Source organism: Roseateles sp. SL47 (assembly GCF_026625885.1).
Taxonomy (GTDB): Bacteria; Pseudomonadota; Gammaproteobacteria; order Burkholderiales; family Burkholderiaceae_C; genus Roseateles.
In genome coordinates this window covers 2,676,944-2,697,205 of sequence record NZ_CP113068.1, presented here as the reverse complement: position 1 = coordinate 2,697,205, position 20,262 = coordinate 2,676,944, and the positions used below count along the sequence as shown (strand labels likewise).

Below are 20,262 nucleotides of genomic sequence, written 5' to 3'. Positions count from 1 at the left end.
ACCCCAGATGACCTTCCTCAGCCTCCCCACCGACTGCCGCCCCCGGGAAAAACTCCTGGCCCGCGGTCCCGACACCCTCACCGACTGCGAACTGCTGGCCATCCTGCTGCGCACCGGCCTGCCCGGCCAGCCGGTGCTCCAACTGGCCCGCGACCTGTTGGACCGATTCAATGGCCTGGCCGGCCTGCTGCGGGCTGCGCCGCAGGACCTAGCCGACGTGCGCGGCCTGGGGCCCTCCAAGCAGGCGATGCTGGTGGCCGTCATGGAACTGGCCCGCCGCGGCCTGCGCAAAACCCTGTCCGATCAGCCGATCTTTGAATCCACCGAGTCGGTCCGCACCTACCTGCGCCTGCAACTGGACGCCGAGCCTCACGAATGCTTCGCCGTGATGTTTCTGGACGTTCGCCACCGACTGATCCGTATGGACAACATGTTCCGGGGTACCCTATCCCATACCATTGCGTACCCCCGCGAAGTGGTGAAACGTGCACTGGCCCTGGAAGCCGGTGCGGTGGTCCTGGCACACAACCATCCCTCCGGCCATCCCCAGCCCTCGCCGGCAGACATCAAGCTGACGGAGACGATGAAGCAGGCCCTGGCCCTGGTGGACGTGAAGATGCTGGATCACTTTGTGGTTGGCGCGGGGCGTGCTGTCTCCATGGCCGAATTGGGATTGTTGTGAATGATCGCCTGCGCAGCCTGCAAGACCTGCAGACCCTGCATCGAGAACTGCGGATCCGCCAGCGCGCGGACGAAGAACGCCGCGAGCGTGAGGCGGCGCAGGCACGCCTGCGCGAACAGGAAGCCCGCATCTTTGAATTGACGGTGGGTCCGGTGGTCAAGCTGCCGGAAGCCAACCGCGTGCTGCTGAGCCCCGGTCGGCCCGCGCCGGAGCCGGTGCAGCGGCTGCTGGATGAACAGAGGGCCTGGAAACAGGCCCTCTCCGATGATTTCGATGTGGACTCCCTGCTGGAGACCGACGAGACCCTTTCTTTCCGCCGTCCCGAGATCACCCAGGAGTCCGTGCGCAAGCTGCGGCGTGGCCATTGGGCCTTGCAAGGCCAGATCGACCTGCACGGCCTGCGCCGCGACCAGGCCCGCGAGGCGCTGGGCCAGTTCATCCATGACAGCGCTCGCCGTGGCCTGCGCTGTGTACGGGTGGTGCATGGCAAGGGCAATGGCTCTCCGGGCCGTGAACCGGTGCTCAAAGCACGGGTGCGGCGCTGGCTGGTGCAGAAGGAAGAAGTGCTGGCCTTTGTCCAGGCCCGCGCCAGCGATGGCGGCAGCGGCGCCCTGATGGTGCTGCTCAACGCCACCTGACGCCCCGTCCAAAGCCCCCTCCCCCGCCCCCATCTCGCTCTCATCTCGCTCCCACCACTAGCGCTCAGGGTTTTGGCGCGTTGTTTTGCGGAACAACCCGTTGACGCCCCCCCGCCCTCGCCCCTAGTCTGGGCCCACGCCGGCGTTGTTGACATCTATTCTCAACTACGTATCCATCGCAATCGATGGGGAGGGATTCGCATGCCTTCAGCAACCGTTCGCCCCTGGGGCGCGTCGGGTCACACCCGTACGGCCGGTTTGATCGTTGTGGCGCTGGTCCACGTGGCCATGGTGGCCGCCCTGGTGGAGGGGTTCCGGCGCCATGCCGCGCCGAAACCGCCGCCGCTGACCCAGGTGACCGTGGACATCGTCAAGCAGCCGTCACCCAAGGTCGAGCCCGTCCGTGTGCCGGAACCGCCTTTGCAGCAGCCGATCAAGCAACTGCTGGTGGAGATCCCCGAAATGCCGCCAGTGACGCCCACCGTGCCGGCCGCAACGCCGAGCACCGCTGCGGTGGCGACCAGCACGTCCAGCACCGCGGAGCCCATGGTGTCCGGCGGCGCTGACACCGGCACCACCACGCCACCGGTGCCGGCCCAGCGTGAGACGGTGACCCCCGCCATGGTGTGCACCTCCACCGGCACCCCCGACATGCCTTCCGTTCACTGGGCCGGTGAAGCCGTGTTCCGGGTGGTGGCCGAGGTGCAGGCAGGACGTGTGGTGTCCGCAGATATCCGCACCCTGCAGGGCACGATGGACTCGCGGACCCGTCGGGCCTTCACCCAGTCGATCGAGACGGCGTTGAAGCAGCACTACGTCTGCCCCGGCAACCACCGGTTCCAGCAGGATTTCGGTTTCCGCGTGGACTGATTGCCACACGTGTCGTGGCGCAGCCTGGCCCGTGCATCCCGCGCGGGCCAGCGCTGCTCAGTGCAGGGTCATGCTGACCTGCGGGTGAAAGCTGGACGTGAAGGCATGCAGCAGTTGCTCGGGCCGGAAGGCGCCCACGGCGTCGGCGCCCTGCCAATGGGTGTCAATGGCATGCTCCAGGCCCTTGAGCACGCAGAAGGACATAAAGGCCCCTTCTGCTTCCTCGCTCTCCATGTCCACCAGTTGCAGGCGCAGACAGGCGGCACGCAGGAATTCCAGCATCAACCTCGGGTTGGACGTCTCCGGACAATGCCCGGCACAGATTTCGATGTCCTGGCGTGCATCTTCCGACAACCACAGCTGGCCGTCATGAATGCGGACATGAAGCAGGTCGGGATTGGCATCGATGCCGACCACATCGTCGTCATACGTCGTGAACATCATGGGCTCAACGGTAGACGATGGGATGGCACCCGTGTTCCTGGGGGACGTGACGCGAAAGCCGCTGCTGTTAGAAATGCACGGGAGTGGCGGTCCTTGACATTCCGTGACGTGCCCAGCTTCCGGACAGTGTCCGACCGCACAGAGCGCGGCACCGCACACAGGGGGCGATGCGCCCAAGTCTTGGTCAGAGCACCTTGCGCACCGGCGGCGCCTGATTGACCATCCAGTCCGCCGTGTTGGCGAACGATGCGGTCAGCCGCTCGCGCAGCGTGTCGTCCAGGCCGCACTCGGCCATGGCCTGGGTCATGCAGGCCATCCACTGGTCCCGCTCCACATGCCCCACCCGGAAGGGCAGATGCCGGGCGCGCAGCCGAGGGTGGCCGAAGCGCTCAACGAAGTAGTCCGGCCCGCCCAGCCATCCGCAGAGAAACCAGAACAGCTTGTCGCGTGATCCGTCCAGCGAGGTCGGATGCACCGAACGCAGCTCCGCAAAGCCGGGCTCCAGGTCCATCAGGTCATAAAAGCGGTCCACCAACTGGCGCACCGCTGCTTCACCGCCCACCCATTCAAAGGGAGTGGCCGGCTGGGTCTTGCTGTCCGGATTCATGGATGTGAGGCCTGCTGCTCCAGCAGTTTCGTGGCCAGGGCGCGAATGGCCTGGGCCGCGTCGGAGCCCGGGTAGTGCTCCAGCAGCAATTGCCGCTTCAGCACCGCCTGGCGCACCATCTGATCATTCTTCACCTCGGACAGCAGCTCCAGCTTGAAGGTCTGCCCCGGCGTGGGCCCCACAAAGCGCTGCAGCACCTGCTGCAGTTGCCCGCAGATCAGTTTGCCTTCACCAGGCCGGTTGGCCTGGTTGATCACCAGCCCCACATGGCGGCGGTTCTGCTGCGTGGCCAGCACCTTGATGGTGGCGTAGGCATCGGTCAGCGAGGTCGGCTCGGGGGTGGCCACCACCAGCACGTCGGTGGCCATGGACACCGCAAACAGCACCACATCCGAAATCCCGGCGCCGGTATCCAGCAGCACCCAGTCAAAACGGGGTTTGACCATTTCCAGAATGTGCAGGAGTTTGTCCCGCACATCCGGCGTCAGCCGTGAATACTCCACCATGCCGGAACCGGCCAGCAGCACATGGAAGCCGCCGGGCGCTGGAAGAATGGCCTGCTCCAGGGTGCAGCGATCGGTAAAGACGTCGTGAAGGGTGAGTTTGGGATGCAGGTTCAGCACCACATCCAGATTGGCCAGGCCCAGGTCGGCATCCAGCACCAGCACACGTTCACCACGCGCTGCCAGGGCCGCCGCCAGATTGGCCGATACAAAGGTCTTGCCCACGCCGCCCTTGCCGCTGGTCACGGCCAAGGTACGGGCGCCTCCACGGGCAGGTCTTGCAGCAGGAGCTGTTGTCATGCTCATTCACTATCCTGTTGCGTTACGGCGAACAACATGCCTTTTTCCTCGGCTGTGACCAGAGAGTCGATATGGCTCTCCAGACAGGCACGGTTGCGGCCCTCGGCCTTGGCACGGTAGAGCTGGCGATCCGCCCGCTCGGTCCACAGCAACGCGGAAGACCTCACCCATTGCGGTGCGAAAGCCCCCCCGATGCTGATGGTGGTCGTCAGCGGCGCCGCCTGGCCGACATCCACAATCAAACTGGCCACCTTGTCTCGAATCCTGTCTGCCACGGTCACGCCAAAAGTCGCCGGGCAATTGGGCAGGATGATGGCAAATTCCTCCCCGCCGATCCGGGCCACCGTGTCCATCGGCCGCACCATCTGCCCAATGGCGCGTGCCACCGCACGGATGACCTGGTCCCCTGCGGCATGCCCATGGTTGTCATTGATGGCCTTGAAATGGTCAATATCCAGCACCAGCAGCAAGGCCGGCTCACCGGAACGCGCCACCCGGTCCAGTTCGCGGTCCAGGGCCATCTCGAAGCTGCGGCGATTGACCAAACCGGTCAACGCGTCCTTGCTGGAGAGGTCACACAAAGCGTCCACGATGCCTTGAAGCCACACAGCGGTGTAGGGTTCGGCGTCCGGAAGCATGGCACCGGCCTGCTGCAGTAACTGCAGGGCAAGTTCCAGGCGCAAGGCTTGCGCAGGGATGAGGCGGGGCGGTTGATCCAAAGCGATCCGAGGGGAACAGCGGGTGTTTCGACGAAGTCTATCAGCGCCATCCCCCGCTCAGGGGTCAAAAAAAGCAGCCAGAGTCCCACCTCTTTCACACATCTTTTTACGATCTAGCGCTCAAACTAGCGATTGCCGACAATGGCGTTCACCATATGCCCTTCGGTGCTACGGCATCCCTAACATCAAAGAAGTTCTGCCCCATGCGCCCTGGACCCACGGCAGCCGCCTCCCCCGTTGAAGCCATCGACCATGAATTCAGTTTCAGCCGGGCCGATTTCGACCGCGTGCGGCAACTGATTTATCAGCATGCCGGCATCAGCCTGCACGACGGTAAACATGCCATGGTGTACAGCCGCCTCTCCCGGCGTCTGCGGGACACTGGCCACCGCTCTTTCGCCAGCTATCTGGAGTGGCTGGAAAGCGTCAGTGGTCCGCAAGCGGATCAGGAATGGCAGGAATTCGTCAATTGCCTGACAACCAACCTCACATCGTTCTTCCGGGAAGAGCATCATTTCCATTCCCTGACTGACGACCTCAAGACATTCCCTGGCAAACCCCTCCGTATCTGGTGCTGCGCCGCCTCTACCGGCGAAGAACCGTATTCCATTGCCATGACCTGCCAGGAATCCCTGGGCAGCAGTTCCGGTGTGCAGATCATTTCCAGCGACATCGACACCAATGTGCTGAATACCGCTCGTCGCGGGGTGTATGCCGCCGAGTCCCGGGGCTTATCTCCTCAGCGCTTGCGGCAATTTTTCCTGCGCGGGACGGGCGCGAACGAGGGTCGTATCCGCGTGAAGCCCGAATTGGCGCGCATGATCGAGTTCCGCACGCTGAACCTGATGGATGCGCAGTGGTCGCTGGGGGAGCCCTTCCACATCGTGTTCTGCCGCAACGTGATGATTTATTTTGATGCGCCTACGCAACGCAAGGTGCTGGAGCGCATCCATCGGGTGATGCGTCCGGGCGGCCTGTTGTTTGTTGGCCATTCCGAGAATTTCACCGAGTCGCGTGACCTGTTCAAGTTACGCGGCAAAACGATCTACGAGCGGGTCGGCTGACCGACCCCAGAGTGCCCCGTCCTGATGTACAACCCCTTTTGATCGCAGACCCATGAGCATGCCCAACGCCTCTTCCGCCTTGCTCAACAGCTCGGCGCTGGCCAGTGCCGGTGCGGCACGTGTGGCCCAGCTCAAGACGCAATCGCGCAAGCAGGGAGAAGCCTCGTTCTTCTTCTACGACGCCCATTTCAAGAATGCGGCGGTGAAGGTGTTGCCCGGCGAATATTTCGTGGACAACGACGACCTGCTGGTCATGACCACGCTGGGCTCCTGCATCGCCGCCTGCCTCTGGGACCGGCATGCGCAGATCGGCGGCATGAACCACTTCATGCTGCCAGAGGGCCAGGGCGACTCCGGGCGCTACGGTTCCTTTGCGATGGAACTGCTGATCAACGAGATGATGAAACGCGGCGCCAGCAAGGGCCGCATGGAAGCCAAGATCTTCGGAGGTGGCGCGGTGATCGCCGGCATGAACACCATCAACGTCGGCGAGCGCAATACCAACTTCGTCCTGGACTATCTGAAGACGGAACGGATTCCCGTGGTCTCCAAGGACGTCATGGATATCTACCCCCGCAAGGTCTGCTTCCTGCCGCGCAGCGGCAAGGCCATGGTAAAGCGACTGGCGGCCACCAACGCCGACGCACTGGTGCAGCAGGACAAGGCCGCTGCCCAAAAGGCACAACCTGTGGCCAGTTCGGGTGGGTCCATCGACCTGTTCTGAATCAGTCACCGTATCGAGGAGTAAAAAGAAATGGCCAAGACCACCGTTGTCGTGGTGGACGATTCCGCCCTGGTGCGCAGCATCCTCACCGAGATCATCAACCGGCAGCCGGACATGCAATGCATCGGCGCGGCCAGTGATCCGTTGGCGGCGCGGGAGATGATCCGCAACCTGAATCCGGACGTGATCACGCTGGATGTGGAAATGCCCAAGATGGACGGGCTGGACTTCCTGCAGCGCCTGATGCGCCTGCGTCCGATGCCCGTGGTGATGGTGTCCACGCTGACCGAGCGCGGCGCGGAAGTGACGCTCAAGGCCCTGGAGCTGGGCGCCGTGGATTTTGTGGCCAAGCCCAAGATCGGTGTGGCGGACGGCATCCGCGCCCTGGCGCACGACATCACCGACAAGATCCGGATTGCGGCCAAGGCGCAGATCCGCCGTTTGCCACCGGCGCCCACCGCCGGGGCGGTCGGCGCTGCGGCGGCGCACAGCACGGCGGCCGCGCGCCCGGCCGCGCCGATTGCCAGCCTGGGCCGGCTCTCGACCGAGAAGATCATCTTCATCGGTGCATCGACCGGTGGCACGGAAGCCACCAAGGACGTGCTGATCAATCTGCCGGCGGACTGCCCCGCCGTGTGCATCACCCAACACATGCCGCCGGGGTTCACCCGCAGCTATGCCGCGCGCCTGGATGGCCTGTGCAAGATCCGGGTGAAAGAGGCGCAGGACGGTGAACGGATCCTGCCCGGCCACGGCTACATCGCCCCCGGGGGGATGCACTTCAGTGTGGAGCGCTCCGGCGCCAACTACATCGCCCGGGTGCAGGACGGCGAGCCGGTGAACCGGCACAAGCCATCGGTGGAAGTGTTGTTCCAGTCTGCGGCCCGGGTGGTCGGCCAGAACGCCCTGGGCATCATGCTGACCGGTATGGGCGCGGACGGCGCCAAGGCCATGAAGGTGATGAAGGACGCGGGGGCCTACAACTTCGTCCAGGACGAGGCCACCTGCGTGGTCTTCGGCATGCCTCGGGAAGCGATCAACGCTGGCGCGGCGGATGAAGTGCTGCCGCTGCAGCAGATCGCACCGCGACTCATCGAACGCCTGCGCAGTACGGCAGGCATGTCGCTGAACCGGGTGTAAGCCCGGCTGCGGGCCGAGCACGACGGTCCGACTTCAACGCCCCCCAGCGACCCGCTTCGGGGGCGTTTTTGCGTCGGCTGCAGAGGGCGGCGCAGGCCCTTGTTGGCACAGCATCGGCCGGATCACCGGCATGAATTCAAGCGGCCAGAAACAGCGCCTGCAGATCGCTCAGAAAATCGAAGCCCAGTGGCGTGGCGCGAATCACGGCGGGGTCCGGGTCCAGCAAGCCCTTGGCCCGGCCCTGCGCCATGGCCTGCGCAATGCTCGACGGTGGCAGGCCGGTGCGCTCCAGGAAGCTCTGCATCGACACGCCTTCCTTGAGCCTCAGCGCATTGAGCATGAACTCGAACGGCAGTTCCGACCGTGCCACTTCATTCTCGTTGGACACGGCCTGGCCTTCGAGCGCCTTGCTCATGTAGGTGGCCGGGTCCCGCCACCGCACCTGCCGCAGCAGCCGATGGGCAAAGGACAACTTGCCATGTGCGCCCGCGCCAATGCCCAGGTAATCACCGAACTGCCAGTAGTTGAGATTGTGCTGGCACCGGTGCCCCTCGCGGGCATAGGCCGACACCTCATACCGCGACAACCCCTGCACACCCGTCCGTTCGGTGATCAGATCCAGCATGTCGCTGGCCAGGTCCGGGTCCGGCAGATGCTCTGGCGGCTGGTTGGCAAAGCGGGTGTTGGGTTCGATGGTGAGGTGATACACCGACAGATGCGGCGGCCGGTAGGCCAGCGCCTTGTCCAGGTCTTTCCCCAACGCCTCCTGGGTCTGCCCCGGCAGGGCATACATCAGGTCGATGTTGAAGGTGTCGAAGGACCGCGCCGCTTCTTCAATCGCGGCATGGGCCTGACTGCTGCTGTGGACACGGCCCAGCGCCGTCAGCTGGGCGTCGTCAAAGCTCTGCACGCCGATGGACAGGCGCGTCACACCGGCCTGGGCAAATCCCGCAAAGCGTTCCCGCTCGAAGGTGCCAGGATTGGCTTCCATCGTGATTTCGCAGCCCGGCTCCAGCGGCAGCCGGGCCCGCAGGTCCGAAATCAGCTCCGCGATCTGCGACGGCTTGAAGAGGCTGGGCGTGCCGCCTCCGATGAACACGGAAATGACCGGCCTGCCCCACACCAGCGGCAGGGACGCTTCCAGATCCGCGCGCAGCGCCTCAAGATAACGGGCGGCCGTGGCGTCGTCCAGCTCCCGGCCGGCGCGGAACTCATGCGAGTTGAAATCGCAATAGGGGCACTTGCGCAGACACCAGGGCAGGTGCACGTACAAGGACAGCGGCGGCAGCGCCGACAGGGTCAGCGTGCCGGGCCGCATCATCCGGATGATGTCAGCCAAGGTGCCAGGCCTCGCGCATCTGCCGCAGCAGGTCTTCCGAAGCCAGCGCGCGGTGACTCAGGCGGTTCTTTTGCTCAGCCGTCAGTTCGGCCACACTCTGGCCCAGGGACGGGATCCACATCAGCGGGTCGTAGCCGAAACCGGACTCCCCGCGGGCCGCCGTCAGGATGTCGCCGTTCCAGCGGCCCATGGCGATCAGCGGTTCCGGATCGGTGGCGGAGCGAACGGCCACCAGCGCGCAGACAAACCGCGCACGGCGATCCGCCTGGCCGGAGAGCTTCTCCAGCAGCACACGGTTGTTCTCGGCGTCACTTTTTTCGAAGCCGAACAAGGTGGCGTAGCGGGCCGACAGCACCCCGGGTGCGCCCCCCAGTTGATCCACCGCCAGGCCGGAATCGTCCGCCAGCGCCGGCAGACCGCTTTCGCGGGCGGCATGACGGGCTTTGGTCAGCGCGTTTTCAACAAAGGTGTCGAAGGGCTCTTCCGCCTCAGCAATGCCCAGGCTGCCCTGGGTGACGAGTTCCAGCCCGATCGGCTGGAACAGCGCCTGCAATTCCTTCAGCTTCTTGGCATTGTTGGAGGCCAGGACCAACTTCATCACTTGCTCCCCCGCAACGGGTCAAAGGCCCAGCGCCTGGCGCTGCGCCACGAGCAGGTCACGAATGCCCTTCTCGGCCAGATTCAGCAGCACATCGACTTCCGCACGGGTGAACGCCACGCCCTCGGCCGTGCCTTGCAGCTCGACGAAATGGCCGGCGCCGGTCATCACGACATTCATGTCGGTGTCGCAGGTGGAGTCCTCGACGTACTCCAGATCCAGCAGCGCCTGGCCGTCCTTGATGCCCACGGAGATCGCGGCCACGGCGTCCAGCAGCGGGGACTGCGTGATCTTGCCCTGCGACAGCAGCCAGCTCACCGCATCAGACGCGGCGACATAGGCGCCGGTGATGGCGGCAGTGCGCGTGCCGCCGTCGGCCTGCAGCACGTCGCAGTCCAGCTGGATGGTGCGCTCACCCAGCTTCTTCAGATCAAACACCGAGCGCAGGGCGCGGCCGATGAGGCGCTGAATCTCCTGCGTCCGGCCGGTCTGCTTGCCGCGTGCGGCCTCGCGGTCGCTGCGGGTGTGGGTGGCGCGCGGCAGCATGCCGTATTCGGCGGTCACCCAGCCTTCGCCGGAGCCCTTCTTGTGCGGCGGCACCTTCTCCTCAACCGAGGCCGTACACAGCACCTTGGTGTCTCCGAACTCGATCAGCACCGCGCCTTCAGCATGGCGGGTGTAGTGGCGGGTGATGCGAACCGGGCGCAGGGCGTCGGCCGCGCGCCCTTGCGGGCGGCTGGCAATGGCAGTCATGAATAGGTCCTTCAGCGGGGTTTCTTGCCAGCGCGACGGATGGCGTCCTGGATCTCGCGCACGGCGCTGTCGATCTCGGCTTCGTCGAGCTGTTCCTGGCCTGCGCCATGGATGGTGGAGGCAAAGCCTTGGTCGTCCAGGTCCTGCGTGGAGATCGAGTCGGGCGCATCACCCTCCCCTTCCCATTCCACGGCCAGCGCGGTGACGTTGTCACTGCGCGCGCCAGCCTGGCGCAGCGCCTGCTCCACCAGCTCGGGCACGGCATCGGCCACGGTCCGGGCTTCGGACAGCAGGCGGAGGATGTCGGCATCACTGACCGAACTCCACAGGCCGTCGGAGCACAGCAACATGCGGTCGCCGTTTTGCAGCAGCACCGGGCCGTTGACATCGATCATCGGCTTGCCGGGGCTGCCCAGGCAGGTGAACAGCACATGGCGGTTGAAGCGCTCAGCACCGGTGGCATGGCGGCCCAGGGCTTCCTGCAGCTCGCTGTAGGAATGGTCCCGGGTGCGGGCGATGAGTTCGGTGTCCCGCGCCAGGTACATGCGCGAGTCACCACAGTGCGCCCACCAGATCTGGCCCTGCTGCATCACCGCCACCACGACGGTGGTGCGCGGCGTGTCGCTCATGCCGCGTTCGGCGGCATAGGCCAGCAGTTGCTGGTGGGCCAGCAGCACGGCGGTTTCCAGGAACTGGGTGGGATGCGGCAGCACCGGCTGCGCATCACGTTGATACAGCGCGGCGACGTTTTGCAGCGCCATGTGGGCCGCCACTTCGCCGTCGGGATGGCCGCCCATGCCATCGGCCAGGGCAAAAAGTCCGGACTCGCGGGTATAGCAATACCCCATGCGGTCCTCATTCTTTTCCCGGCCGCCGCGGCGGCTGACCTGATAAACGGAAAACCTCACGCCTTGGCTCCGGTCTTGAGGTTCTCGAGCTGCAGCTTCAGGCGTTCACTGAAACTGAGCTTGGTGTAGCGGCGCTCGGTCTCCCGCGAGAGTTCCTTCTGCAGTGCAAACACGCTCTGCGGACGGGTGAGCGGGTCCAGCGACATGCACCATTCGGTCACTTCCAGCAGGTTGTCCGAATACACATTGCGCAGGCGCGACAGGCTCAGACCGAGGCGGTCTTTTTCCAGGCGCTGCGGCGCGTCGTTGGGGGGATAGCCCTGCATGCAGGCATAGATGCAGGCGCCGATGGCGTAGATGTCGGTCCAGGGGCCGAGGGATCCATCGCGGCGGTACATCTCCGGGGCGGCAAAGCCTGGTGTGTACATCGGACGGATGAAATTGCCTTCCTTGGACAGCACTTCGCGCGCGGCACCGAAGTCCAGCAGCACCGCCTTGTTGTCGTTGGTGATGAAGATGTTGGCCGGCTTGATGTCCAGGTGCAGCATCTTGTGCTGGTGCACGATGCGCAGACCCTTCAGGATTTCGTCGAACAGGGACCGGATGGTGGATTCCCGGAAGACCTTGTCGCGTTTCAAATCCCGAGCGGTCACGATGAAATCCTGCAGCGTGTCGCCCTGCAGGTAATTCATGACCATATAGACGGTCTCGTTCTCCCGCAGGAAATTCAGCACCGAGACAACGCTGGGATGCGAAATTTGCGCGAGTGAGCGGCCTTCTTCAAAAAAGCTGCGCAGCCCCAGTCTGTACAGGGGCTGTTTCTCCGGTTTGACGCGGGGCGTCAGTTCTCCGGGTGATCGTTCGGCCAGTGATGACGGGAGGTATTCTTTCAGGGCCACCAAATGATGGTCGGGGTCTTCGGCGAGGTACACCACGCCGAAACCACCCGCAGCCAGTTTTTTGATGATCTGATAGCCACCCACCACCGTGCCTGCGGGCAGGGGCGCCGGTTTCGGCTTTGACATAATCGCGGTTCGATTTCTCTACCGATAGCTGATGCCAGTTTACAGCATGACCGGTTATGCCAGCGCCACGGCACAACCGACGACCCCCGGCGAAACCCCTAGTTCTCACGTCGCCACAGGCGTCACCGTGGAGGCTCGGTCGGTGAACGGGCGATTCCTGGATCTCAGCTTCCGGATGCCGGATGAGCTGCGGGCCCTGGAGCCCGCGTTGCGCGATCTGGTCACCAGCCAGGTGAAGCGCGGCAAGATGGAGCTGCGCATCAGTTTCCAGCGAGAGACGGAGAGCTCGGTGCCCAATCCGCAGCCCGAGCAACTCAACCGCTTGGCCCGTCTGGAGGAGCAGGTGAAAGCCTGGCTGCCGAAGGCCCAGGGGCTGTCGGTGCAGGAGGCTTTGCAGTGGTGCAAGGGCGGCAGCGGTGGGCCCGTTCCTGCCGATGAACACGTGCTGGAAGCGGCGCGGCAGTGCCTGAAAGGCTTCCTGGCAGCGCGTGAGCGTGAGGGGGCCAAACTGGTGACGATGCTCAAGCAGCGGGTGGCCACTTTGCGGCAGTTGGCCGACCAGGCGGAGCCTCTCATTCCGGCGGCTGTGCAGCGTCAGCAGGAGCGGTTTCTGGAGCGCTGGAAAGAGGCGCTGAATGCAGCCGGAGCGACCACCTCGGTGTCGGAACAGTCGCTGCAGGAACGTGCGGTGAATGAGGCAGCGGCCTATGCCTTGCGGATCGATGTGGCGGAGGAATTGACCCGCCTGAGGTCCCATCTGGATGAGGTGGAACGCCTGCTGAAAAAGGGGGGCGACATCGGCAAGCGGCTGGACTTTCTGATGCAGGAGTTACACCGTGAAGCCAACACTTTGGGCTCCAAGGCGGTGGCGATCGAGCTGACCAACATCTCGGTCGAGATGAAGGTGGCGATCGAACAGCTGCGGGAGCAGGTGCAGAATATCGAGTGATGTAGGGCCCCCGGTTTGATGCGCCTAGGGCGCATCAAACACGCCCCCCGAGGGGGCAAGGGCCGCCTTGGGAGCGGCCCGGCGGCGGCCCCTGCGCTCAGTGAGACCCCCGCATGAACGGCGCTGCGCGCGTTCATGCGACTGGGTGCGCCCCCGGTTTGATGCGCCTAGGGCGCATCAAACACGCCCCCCGAGGGGGCAAGGGCCGACTTGGGGCGGCCCGGCGTTCGGCCCCTGCGCTCACCAGCAGCCCCGCTTGAACGGCGCTGCGCGCGTTCATGCGACTGAGTGCAGACAGGAGCGGTGAAAGGGGTGGATGTGGGCCCCGCGGGCCGACTTGGGAGCGGCCCGGCGGCGACCCTCGTGCTCACCAGCAGCCCCGCTTGAACGGCGCTGCGCGCGTTCATGCGACTTTGGGCCTCCACGGGCGGAGAGCTGCGGCAGCACAGCGGGGCGCCCTGCGGGAGGCCGGCGGTTCGTGAGTTGTTGGCTTCGGCGGTGACGGGCGTGACGCTAAAATTGTTCGATGGAATACCCTGGTAATTTGTTCGTTGTGGCCGCCCCCAGCGGGGCTGGCAAGTCCAGTCTGGTCAAGGCGCTGCTGGAACTGGATGCCAAGCTGACCGTGTCGGTCTCGCATACCTCCCGCGCCCCTCGCGGCCAGGAACAGCATGGGCGTGAATACCTGTTCGTGGGGCCGGAAGAATTTCGGGCGATGGTCGCACGCGAAGAGTTCTTCGAGTGGGCCGAGGTCCATGGCAACCTCTATGGCACTTCCCGCAACGCCATCGAGCAGCGCATTTCCCATGGCGAAGACGTCGTGCTGGAGATCGATTACCAGGGCGCCCTGCAAATCAAGAAGCTCTTTCCGCACGCCGTGCTCATCTTCATCCTGCCTCCCAGCTGGGATGAATTGCGCGAACGCCTGATCCGCCGTGGCGATACCGAACCCGCCGTCATCGCCAAACGCATGGAAAATGCCCGCAACGAGGTCGCCCAGGCCCGCCACTTCGATTTCGTGGTGATCAACGCCGTCTTCGAAACCGCCTTGTTCGACCTGAAAGCCATCGTGCAGGCACAACGGCTAAAATACGCCACTCAGCTCCGAAACCGCTCCGCCGTGTTTCGCGCACTCGACCTCATCGAATGAGCCCCCGCTCATTCGCCACATCCCGCCACATCCCGTCGTATCACTCCACCAGGACATCAGCATGGCCCGCATCACCGTTGAAGACTGCCTGACCAAGATCCCTAACCGCTTCCAGCTGGTGCTCGCCGCGACCTATCGCGCCCGCATGCTCAGCCAGGGCCACGCCCCCAAGCTGGAATCCAAGAACAAGCCGGGCGTCACCGCCCTGCGTGAAGTCGCCAATGGCGACGTCGGCGTGGAAATGCTGCGCCGCGTGCCGGTCTGAGGCAGCGCTCCAATCCGCTTCATTCGCGAGGCAATTGCGTCGTCAGGCGCACACCACCTCCGGATCCGGCCCTTTCCGGCTGAGATCACTTCTCCATAAGGCGCCCACTCGGCGCCTTTTGTCGCTTTGGCGCTGCTGGAGTGCCCCTGCGCGGGAAAGCCCGCATCCCATCGGTTAAATTTGACATATGGGTCTTCGCTCCTTCGCCACTGCACACATTCCAGGTCTGACCGGGCTCGCGGGCCCGAAGGCAGCACCTGCCCCTGCGTCCGAGGCGTCGTCCTTCGACAGCCTCGTCACCCGGCTGCACTATCTGCCCAAGGCAGACATCAAGCGCATCCGCGAAGCCTACAAGTTCGCTGACGAGGCGCATCTAGGCCAGTTCCGGGCCAGCGGCGAGCCCTACATCACCCATCCCATCGCTGTGGCCGGCCTGTGCGCCGACTGGCGCCTGGATGCCCAGGCCATCATGGCCGCGCTGATGCATGACGCCATGGAAGACTGCGGCGTCACCAAGACCGAGCTGATCGAACGCTTCGAAGCCCCCACCGCCGAACTGGTGGACGGCCTCACCAAGCTGGACAAGCTGCAGTTTTCCACTCGGGAAGAGTCCCAGGCCGAGAGCTTCCGCAAAATGCTGCTGGCGATGGCGCGGGACGTCCGGGTGATCCTCATCAAGCTGGCCGACCGCCTGCACAACATGCGCACGATGCAGCACATGGCCTTTGACAAGCGCCGCCGCATCGCCCGCGAAACACTGGACATCTACGCCCCCATTGCCCACCGCCTGGGTCTGAACGAGATCTATCGGGAGCTGCAGGAGCTGTCGTTCCAATACATCCACCCCTGGCGCCATGCCGCGCTGGCCAAGGCGGTGACCAAGGCCCGCGGCCATCGGCGCGACCTGGTCACCCGCATCGAGCGGGATGTGCAGAAGGCCTTTACAGAAGCCAATCTGCGGGTGGAAATCCAGGGCCGCGAGAAAACGCTGTTCTCCATCTACAAAAAGATGAGCGAAAAACACCTGAGCTTTGCCCAGGTCAGCGACATCTTCGGCTTTCGCGTCATCGTGCAGGACCTGCCCCAGTGCTATTGGTCGCTGGGTGTGCTGCATCAGCTCTACAAGCCGCAGCCGGGCCGGTTCAAGGATTACATCGCCATCCCCAAACCCAACGGTTATCAGTCGCTGCACACCACCCTGGTAAGCCCGCTGGGCACGCCGGTGGAATTCCAGATGCGGACCGAGGCCATGCACATGGTCGCCGAAAAGGGCGTGGCGGCGCACTGGCTCTACAAGAGCAAGGGCGACTCCAAGGCCGCGCAGCAACTGGGTTCGCGCTGGCTCCAGTCGCTTCTGGACATCCAGGACGAAACCCGGGACGCCACCGAATTCCTGGAGCACGTCAAGATCGATCTGTTCCCCGATGCGGTCTACGTGTTCACCCCCAAATCCAAGATCATGGCCCTGCCCAAGGGCGCCACACCGGTGGACTTCGCTTATGCAATCCACTCGGACGTCGGCGACCACTGCGTGGCCGCCAAGGTCAACGGTGAGGCCGTCCCGCTGCGGACCGAGCTGCGCAGTGGTGATGTGATCGAGGTCGTCACAGCCGCCGGCGCGCGGCCCAATCCGGCCTGGCTGAGCTTTGTGCGTACCGGCCGCGCCCGTTCCAAGATCCGCCACTTCCTGAAGAACCTGGAGCAGGAAGAATCCCGCGAACTCGGCCACAAGATGCTGGCACAGGCGCTGCGGGCCGAGGGCCTGGCGCTGCCCAGCCTGGATGAGGAAGACACCGCAGCGGCGCAACTGTGGCAAGACCTCGCCCGCTGGGCCGGCAACCGCCATGTGGACGAACTGCTGGTGGAGATCGGCCTGGGCCGCAAGATTGCCAGCATCGTGGCCAAGAAGCTGGCCCGCACACTGTCTGAACAAGGGCAGCGGCCGGATGCGGTGCTGCTGACCATGGGCCGCTTCGCCACCGATGACGCCCCGTCACAAGGGCAGGTGCTGATCGATGGCAGCGAAGGTGCGTCGGTGCGGCTGGCCACTTGCTGCCGCCCCATCCCGGGGGACGACATCAAGGGGTATTTGGGTCGCGGTGAAGGCCTGGTGATCCACACCGGCGAATGCGCGGTGGGCCGGCGGCTGTTCCAGCGTGACAGCGAACACTGGATTGCGGTGGGCTGGGCAGAGGAACTGAGCCGCAGCTTCGAAGCGGAAATCGGTGTGCTGATGCGCAATGGCAAGGGTGTGCTGGCGCAGATCGCCACGGCGGTGAGCAGCGCGGAAGCGGACATCACCCACATCGCCATGAGTGACGATGCCGCTCAGCGGGAAACCGCAGAAATGACGCTGCTGCTGGCCGTGCGCGACCGTCTGCACCTGGCCGACACGCTGCGCACGCTCAAGCGATCCAACGCGGTGATGCGCGTCTGGCGGGTCAAGCCGTAAGGCTCAAGGTCGGGCTCAGGCCCCGGGCGCCGGGTACAACACCTCGATCACTTCAATGGTTTCCACCCCCACGGGCGTGACCAGCTGAAGTTCGTCGCCTTCGCGAGCCTTCAACAGCGTCCGCGCAATCGGAGAGACCCAGCTCACTTCTCCCGCCAGGCTGTCGGACTCATCAATGCCTTTGATGGTGATGGTGCGTTCCTCACCTTTGGCATTGGCATAGGTGACCGTGGCGCCAAAAAACACCTGATCGCTGCCGTGATGGGCACTGGGGTCCACCACCTCGGCAATGTCCAGCCGCTTGGTCAGGAAACGAAGCCGGCGATCGATTTCACGAAGCCTTTTTTTGCCATAAAGATAGTCGCCGTTCTCGGAACGGTCGCCATTTTTTGCGGCCCAGGAGACGATCTCGACAATCTTGGGCCGCTCCACATCCAGCAGTTCCATGAACTCACTGCGCAACCGGGCATACCCGGCTGGGGTCATGTAGTTGCGCGCACCCTTGGGGATGGCCGGTAGCGAGGGGCTGTCCTCGTCGTCCTGGTCGGCTGCGTCGCTTTCCTTGGTGAATGCCTTGCTCATAACCCCATTGTGTCGCGATCGGAGCGGCAGCGCCGGCTCGTGATGAGCCGGCGCGAGGCTTACCAGGCCCAGCGACGTCCCGGGTCGCGCAGATTCAGCACAGCGTCATTGAAGTCGCGATCGGCGCCGTTCGGCTGATCTTCGAAACCAAGGCGATAGCCCTTGTCGGTCTTGGTCACCTGGCCGTAGTCGCGGCCATCGACATTGCGTGTTGTCCCAGCGCGCAGGGTGTTGCCCTCCGGCGTCTGGATGCGGAACTGGACATTGGACCCCGGGGGAGCATGAATGGTGGCGGTATGGCCCGTGTCTTTGGAGTTGCTCAGCGTCTGCCATTCGCCGCCATTGACGCGAAACTGCATCTGATTTTTGTAGTCCGCGTGGGCCTGGCCCACTGTCATCTCCAGGCGACCACTCCGGCCGATGGTGTAGCCCCCCTTCTCGGCATTCCATTGCCCTTCACGGGGAACCTCGCCACCCCAGGAACCGGGACCCCCGTGGTGGCCATGAACACCATAGCCACCGCCATGGCCGCACCAGGGCCCCATGCCACCCCAGCCACCACTCATGCCGTGGGCGACCTGCCTCATCCATCCACTGGCCAGGCCAGCACCAAAACCACCAGGAAAGCCACCGGAGAAGCCCATCCCGGGGAATCCCATGCCCATGGAAGGTAGCCCACCAAAAAAAGGACTGCTCCAGGGAGAGCCTTGCAGATAAAAGTTGTTCATAGAGAGCCGTTTACTTGAATTAGGTTGTCGACATGCCACTTCAGGCAGGCAGCACACAACAAGCACTGCAGGCCGAAGCGCATCACGACTCAAGTGCAAACGATGCCCCCGATGGTTCGGAAACGGCCGCTCCAGCCCCACGCATCGTCTCTCTCTCTCCCTCTCTCCCTCTCTCCCTCTCTCCCTCTCCCGAGGGACTCCGGCAACAACGAACTGATGAATCGCTGAAGATTGGGGAAAAAAGAAAAAGGCCAGTGTTTTTCAACACTGGCCTTCTGATTTGGTGCGGCTGGCAGGATTCGAACCCACGACCCCTTGGTTCGTAGCCAAGTACTCTATCCAACTGAGCTACAGCCGCACGACTTTGATTGTCAGACGCTACCGTCGTGGAAGCAACGTCTTGATCTTCTTGCTTGTTTTCTCGCAGGCCCGCTCAACAAGTGAGCCTACTGATTTTCTGGTGCGGCTGGCAGGATTCGAACCCACGACCCCTTGGTTCGTAGCCAAGTACTCTATCCAACTGAGCTACAGCCGCTGAAAGACTGCGACTATAGCATGCATTTTTTAGCCTCGGCAAGAACTGAGCGGTGATTTGTGACGACCGCTCGCCAATCGCCCACCCATCAATCCCCGAGGCGCGCCGCCGATTCATAGCAACGGGCACGGCGCTCCGTGTCGCCATCGTTGTCGGCCATTTCCGCCAGACGCAGCCAGCTGCGGCGGCGGGCCGTCACCGACAACTCACGGTCCTCACCGGCCTGCTCCAGCATCAACCGGGCCTTGCCCCACAACTGCCGCTCCGCCAGCGCATGACCCAGGGCGTAGGCCATGGTCGCATCACGCGGGAAGCGCTGCGCAGCGAATTCCAGCCGCTGCAGCCATTCCGGCCCGAGGCCCGGCATGCACGGCACCAAGGCTTCGGCCAAGGCGCGGCGTTCATCATCCCCGTGCTCGGCCACCGCATCCCAGAACGGGCGTAACCAGCCGCGCCCATCTTCCGGCGCCCCCAGGGACGCCGCCTTCTGCGCTGCGCGCGCCGCCACAAACACATCCCGGCGATCCGCCGCATCCAGTTGCTGCCAGGTGGCTCGCAGTTGGTCCGCATCACGGGCCTCTTCCAGCGCTTCACTCGCCAGCGACCGCAGCAGCCCTTGCGCCGCCGATTTGGAGAAGCCCTGGTGCTTGGCCAGCAGCCGTGCGGTGCGCAACGCCTCCATCGGCTCATGGGCCAGTCGGCTGCCTTGCAGCTTCAGGCGCAATGCCTGGGTGCGGCGCGCCACGCCGGGGCCGAGGTCCGCCAGCAGCGTCAGCGCCCGTTGGGCATCCCGATCATCCAGCGCCCATTCGGCCGCCAGCAGCCGCGCACCCTCTTCCTGGGGCCGGGCACCGGCACTGCTCTGCGCCGTCTGCAACGCCTGGCGCAGATGGTCGTCCCGGCCACGCCGGTCCTGCAGCCGGTGGGCGCATTGCGCCGCCACCAGATGCGCCAGCGCCATGAAAGAACCGTCCTGCGCCAGATCCGGCGTCATCGCCTGAATGTTCAGGGCCCGTTCTGCGGCCTTCTGAGCGCGGCTGTAGCGCGCGCCAAAGAACTCCGCCAGCGCCTCGCGCAGTGCGATCTGAGCGCTGCGTTCGCGCTGGGCCATGCGCCACAGCCGTGCGCGCTTGGGCAGCGTGAGCAGCGCATCCAGCGACTGCATCAGCGTCATCAGGCCAAAACAGCCGCCCAGCAACAGCAGCAGGAAAAGATTGAGCGACAGGTCCATGCGCCAGCCGCGCCAGTAGAAACTGGCCAGACCGTCGTTGTTCCCAAGCGTGAGCGCCGCCACCACAGCGGCGACAAACAGCAGCACCAGCCAGATCACCATCCGCATGGCGCTGT

The 20,262-nt window shown here is 64.3% G+C and carries 22 protein-coding genes and 2 tRNA genes; 10 read left to right on the top strand and 14 right to left on the bottom strand.

The genetic code is table 11. The annotated features are described in order from the left end of the window. The first annotated feature begins 7 nt into the window (after positions 1 to 7). The 3 genes from radC to OU995_RS11635 all read left to right on the top strand — a co-directional run bounded on the left by radC (position 8) and on the right by OU995_RS11635 (position 2,190). Positions 8 to 682 (top strand): RadC family protein, encoded by a 675-nt coding sequence (gene radC / locus OU995_RS11645; RefSeq protein WP_267835706.1) that lies wholly within the window; start codon positions 8 to 10, stop codon positions 680 to 682. Continuing rightward, the gene (locus OU995_RS11640; RefSeq protein ID WP_267835705.1) at positions 679 to 1,320 is read left to right on the top strand and encodes a Smr/MutS family protein; all 642 of its coding nucleotides are present in this window, start codon (positions 679 to 681) and stop codon (positions 1,318 to 1,320) included. Before radC ends, OU995_RS11640 begins: the two co-directional genes overlap by 4 nt. 201 nt (positions 1,321 to 1,521) lie before the next feature. Beyond that, positions 1,522 to 2,190: a hypothetical protein gene (locus tag OU995_RS11635; protein ID WP_267835704.1), complete on the top strand. Its 669-nt coding sequence runs from the start codon at positions 1,522 to 1,524 to the stop codon at positions 2,188 to 2,190. A 57-nt stretch (positions 2,191 to 2,247) separates the two neighbouring features. Here the strand turns inward: OU995_RS11635 and OU995_RS11630 are convergent, their stop codons facing one another. The 4 genes from OU995_RS11630 to OU995_RS11615 form a co-directional block, all read right to left on the bottom strand. Next, entirely contained in the window at positions 2,248 to 2,634 is a 387-nt protein-coding gene (locus OU995_RS11630; protein WP_267835703.1) for a hypothetical protein, read from the bottom strand. A gap of 184 nt (positions 2,635 to 2,818) precedes the next feature. Next, positions 2,819 to 3,241 (bottom strand): group II truncated hemoglobin, encoded by a 423-nt coding sequence (locus OU995_RS11625; RefSeq protein ID WP_267835702.1) that lies wholly within the window; start codon positions 3,239 to 3,241, stop codon positions 2,819 to 2,821. Beyond that, positions 3,238 to 4,050 carry a MinD/ParA family protein gene (locus OU995_RS11620; protein WP_267835701.1) on the bottom strand — a complete coding sequence of 271 codons (813 nt, stop codon included), beginning with the start codon at positions 4,048 to 4,050 and terminating at the stop codon, positions 3,238 to 3,240. Before OU995_RS11620 ends, OU995_RS11625 begins: the two co-directional genes overlap by 4 nt. Further along, a complete protein-coding gene (locus OU995_RS11615) occupies positions 4,047 to 4,763 on the bottom strand; it encodes a GGDEF domain-containing protein (protein ID WP_324288740.1) in 717 nt (238 codons plus the stop codon). The genes OU995_RS11620 and OU995_RS11615 overlap by 4 nt, the downstream gene beginning before the upstream one ends. A 203-nt stretch (positions 4,764 to 4,966) precedes the next feature. Here OU995_RS11615 and OU995_RS11610 point away from each other — a divergent pair, with 203 nt between their 5' ends. From OU995_RS11610 to OU995_RS11600, 3 genes are read left to right on the top strand one after another with little or no spacing between them, the layout of a single operon-like run. Beyond that, positions 4,967 to 5,827 (top strand): CheR family methyltransferase, encoded by an 861-nt coding sequence (locus OU995_RS11610; protein WP_267836244.1) that lies wholly within the window; start codon positions 4,967 to 4,969, stop codon positions 5,825 to 5,827. A gap of 52 nt (positions 5,828 to 5,879) precedes the next feature. Beyond that, a complete protein-coding gene (gene cheD / locus OU995_RS11605) occupies positions 5,880 to 6,551 on the top strand; it encodes a chemoreceptor glutamine deamidase CheD (RefSeq protein ID WP_420714853.1) in 672 nt (223 codons plus the stop codon). Between the two features lie 30 nt (positions 6,552 to 6,581). Beyond that, a complete protein-coding gene (locus OU995_RS11600; protein ID WP_267835700.1) occupies positions 6,582 to 7,691 on the top strand; it encodes a protein-glutamate methylesterase/protein-glutamine glutaminase in 1,110 nt (369 codons plus the stop codon). 136 nt (positions 7,692 to 7,827) lie between these two features. Here OU995_RS11600 and hemW read toward each other — a convergent pair whose 3' ends face one another. Genes hemW through OU995_RS11575 form a run of 5 tightly spaced genes read right to left on the bottom strand, consistent with a single transcriptional unit; the run spans position 7,828 to position 12,254 of the window. Then, positions 7,828 to 9,012, bottom strand: a complete 1,185-nt coding sequence (gene hemW, locus OU995_RS11595) for a radical SAM family heme chaperone HemW (protein ID WP_267836242.1) — start codon at positions 9,010 to 9,012, stop codon at positions 7,828 to 7,830. Between the two features lie 10 nt (positions 9,013 to 9,022). Next, positions 9,023 to 9,628 carry an RdgB/HAM1 family non-canonical purine NTP pyrophosphatase gene (gene rdgB / locus OU995_RS11590; RefSeq protein WP_267835699.1) on the bottom strand — a complete coding sequence of 202 codons (606 nt, stop codon included), beginning with the start codon at positions 9,626 to 9,628 and terminating at the stop codon, positions 9,023 to 9,025. Between the two features lie 21 nt (positions 9,629 to 9,649). Continuing rightward, on the bottom strand, positions 9,650 to 10,381 hold the full coding sequence (gene rph, locus OU995_RS11585; protein ID WP_267835698.1) for a ribonuclease PH: 732 nt from the start codon (positions 10,379 to 10,381) through the stop codon (positions 9,650 to 9,652). Positions 10,382 to 10,392: 11 nt separating this feature from the next. Continuing rightward, the gene (locus OU995_RS11580; RefSeq protein WP_267835697.1) at positions 10,393 to 11,289 is read right to left on the bottom strand and encodes a PP2C family protein-serine/threonine phosphatase; all 897 of its coding nucleotides are present in this window, start codon (positions 11,287 to 11,289) and stop codon (positions 10,393 to 10,395) included. Beyond that, positions 11,286 to 12,254, bottom strand: a complete 969-nt coding sequence (locus OU995_RS11575; protein WP_058936168.1) for a serine/threonine protein kinase — start codon at positions 12,252 to 12,254, stop codon at positions 11,286 to 11,288. Before OU995_RS11575 ends, OU995_RS11580 begins: the two co-directional genes overlap by 4 nt. Before the next feature lie 31 nt (positions 12,255 to 12,285). Between OU995_RS11575 and OU995_RS11570 the strand changes: the two genes are divergently transcribed. From OU995_RS11570 to OU995_RS11555, 4 genes are all read left to right on the top strand, one after another. Continuing rightward, the gene (locus OU995_RS11570) at positions 12,286 to 13,203 is read left to right on the top strand and encodes a YicC/YloC family endoribonuclease (RefSeq protein WP_267835696.1); all 918 of its coding nucleotides are present in this window, start codon (positions 12,286 to 12,288) and stop codon (positions 13,201 to 13,203) included. 526 nt (positions 13,204 to 13,729) lie between these two features. Then, positions 13,730 to 14,353, top strand: coding sequence for a guanylate kinase (gene gmk / locus OU995_RS11565; RefSeq protein ID WP_267835695.1), 624 nt, complete (start codon positions 13,730 to 13,732; stop codon positions 14,351 to 14,353). 61 nt (positions 14,354 to 14,414) lie between these two features. Next, positions 14,415 to 14,618, top strand: coding sequence for a DNA-directed RNA polymerase subunit omega (gene rpoZ, locus OU995_RS11560; protein WP_058936171.1), 204 nt, complete (start codon positions 14,415 to 14,417; stop codon positions 14,616 to 14,618). Between the two features lie 187 nt (positions 14,619 to 14,805). After that, positions 14,806 to 17,070 carry a RelA/SpoT family protein gene (locus OU995_RS11555; RefSeq protein WP_267835694.1) on the top strand — a complete coding sequence of 755 codons (2,265 nt, stop codon included), beginning with the start codon at positions 14,806 to 14,808 and terminating at the stop codon, positions 17,068 to 17,070. A 15-nt stretch (positions 17,071 to 17,085) separates the two neighbouring features. Here OU995_RS11555 and greB read toward each other — a convergent pair whose 3' ends face one another. From greB to OU995_RS11530, 5 genes are all read right to left on the bottom strand, one after another. Beyond that, positions 17,086 to 17,652, bottom strand: coding sequence for a transcription elongation factor GreB (greB, locus tag OU995_RS11550; RefSeq protein WP_267835693.1), 567 nt, complete (start codon positions 17,650 to 17,652; stop codon positions 17,086 to 17,088). Positions 17,653 to 17,711: 59 nt separating this feature from the next. Further along, positions 17,712 to 18,317, bottom strand: a complete 606-nt coding sequence (locus OU995_RS11545) for a DUF4114 domain-containing protein (protein ID WP_267835692.1) — start codon at positions 18,315 to 18,317, stop codon at positions 17,712 to 17,714. Between the two features lie 344 nt (positions 18,318 to 18,661). Beyond that, positions 18,662 to 18,738 (bottom strand) — tRNA-Arg (locus tag OU995_RS11540). 100 nt (positions 18,739 to 18,838) lie between these two features. Beyond that, positions 18,839 to 18,915 (bottom strand) — tRNA-Arg (locus tag OU995_RS11535). Between the two features lie 88 nt (positions 18,916 to 19,003). After that, positions 19,004 to 20,254: a heme biosynthesis protein HemY gene (locus OU995_RS11530; protein WP_267835691.1), complete on the bottom strand. Its 1,251-nt coding sequence runs from the start codon at positions 20,252 to 20,254 to the stop codon at positions 19,004 to 19,006. Positions 20,255 to 20,262: the final 8 nt, after the last annotated feature.

What these genes read in the sequence shown, in the direction of transcription:
- radC (WP_267835706.1), top strand. Translation starts at nt 8, where the DNA reads ATGACCTTCCTCAGCCTCCCCACCGACTGCCGCCCCCGGGAAAAACTC.
- OU995_RS11600 (WP_267835700.1), top strand. Translation starts at nt 6,582, where the DNA reads ATGGCCAAGACCACCGTTGTCGTGGTGGACGATTCCGCCCTGGTGCGC.
- cheD (WP_420714853.1), top strand. Translation starts at nt 5,880, where the DNA reads ATGAGCATGCCCAACGCCTCTTCCGCCTTGCTCAACAGCTCGGCGCTG.
- OU995_RS11575 (WP_058936168.1), bottom strand. Translation starts at nt 12,254, where the DNA reads ATGTCAAAGCCGAAACCGGCGCCCCTGCCCGCAGGCACGGTGGTGGGT.
- OU995_RS11635 (WP_267835704.1), top strand. Translation starts at nt 1,522, where the DNA reads ATGCCTTCAGCAACCGTTCGCCCCTGGGGCGCGTCGGGTCACACCCGT.
- rdgB (WP_267835699.1), bottom strand. Translation starts at nt 9,628, where the DNA reads ATGAAGTTGGTCCTGGCCTCCAACAATGCCAAGAAGCTGAAGGAATTG.
- rph (WP_267835698.1), bottom strand. Translation starts at nt 10,381, where the DNA reads ATGACTGCCATTGCCAGCCGCCCGCAAGGGCGCGCGGCCGACGCCCTG.
- OU995_RS11570 (WP_267835696.1), top strand. Translation starts at nt 12,286, where the DNA reads ATGCCAGTTTACAGCATGACCGGTTATGCCAGCGCCACGGCACAACCG.
- OU995_RS11530 (WP_267835691.1), bottom strand. Translation starts at nt 20,254, where the DNA reads ATGCGGATGGTGATCTGGCTGGTGCTGCTGTTTGTCGCCGCTGTGGTG.
- gmk (WP_267835695.1), top strand. Translation starts at nt 13,730, where the DNA reads ATGGAATACCCTGGTAATTTGTTCGTTGTGGCCGCCCCCAGCGGGGCT.
- OU995_RS11625 (WP_267835702.1), bottom strand. Translation starts at nt 3,241, where the DNA reads ATGAATCCGGACAGCAAGACCCAGCCGGCCACTCCCTTTGAATGGGTG.
- rpoZ (WP_058936171.1), top strand. Translation starts at nt 14,415, where the DNA reads ATGGCCCGCATCACCGTTGAAGACTGCCTGACCAAGATCCCTAACCGC.
- hemW (WP_267836242.1), bottom strand. Translation starts at nt 9,012, where the DNA reads ATGATGCGGCCCGGCACGCTGACCCTGTCGGCGCTGCCGCCGCTGTCC.
- OU995_RS11555 (WP_267835694.1), top strand. Translation starts at nt 14,806, where the DNA reads ATGGGTCTTCGCTCCTTCGCCACTGCACACATTCCAGGTCTGACCGGG.
- OU995_RS11610 (WP_267836244.1), top strand. Translation starts at nt 4,967, where the DNA reads ATGCGCCCTGGACCCACGGCAGCCGCCTCCCCCGTTGAAGCCATCGAC.
- greB (WP_267835693.1), bottom strand. Translation starts at nt 17,652, where the DNA reads ATGAGCAAGGCATTCACCAAGGAAAGCGACGCAGCCGACCAGGACGAC.
- OU995_RS11630 (WP_267835703.1), bottom strand. Translation starts at nt 2,634, where the DNA reads ATGATGTTCACGACGTATGACGACGATGTGGTCGGCATCGATGCCAAT.
- OU995_RS11620 (WP_267835701.1), bottom strand. Translation starts at nt 4,050, where the DNA reads ATGAGCATGACAACAGCTCCTGCTGCAAGACCTGCCCGTGGAGGCGCC.
- OU995_RS11545 (WP_267835692.1), bottom strand. Translation starts at nt 18,317, where the DNA reads ATGGGCATGGGATTCCCCGGGATGGGCTTCTCCGGTGGCTTTCCTGGT.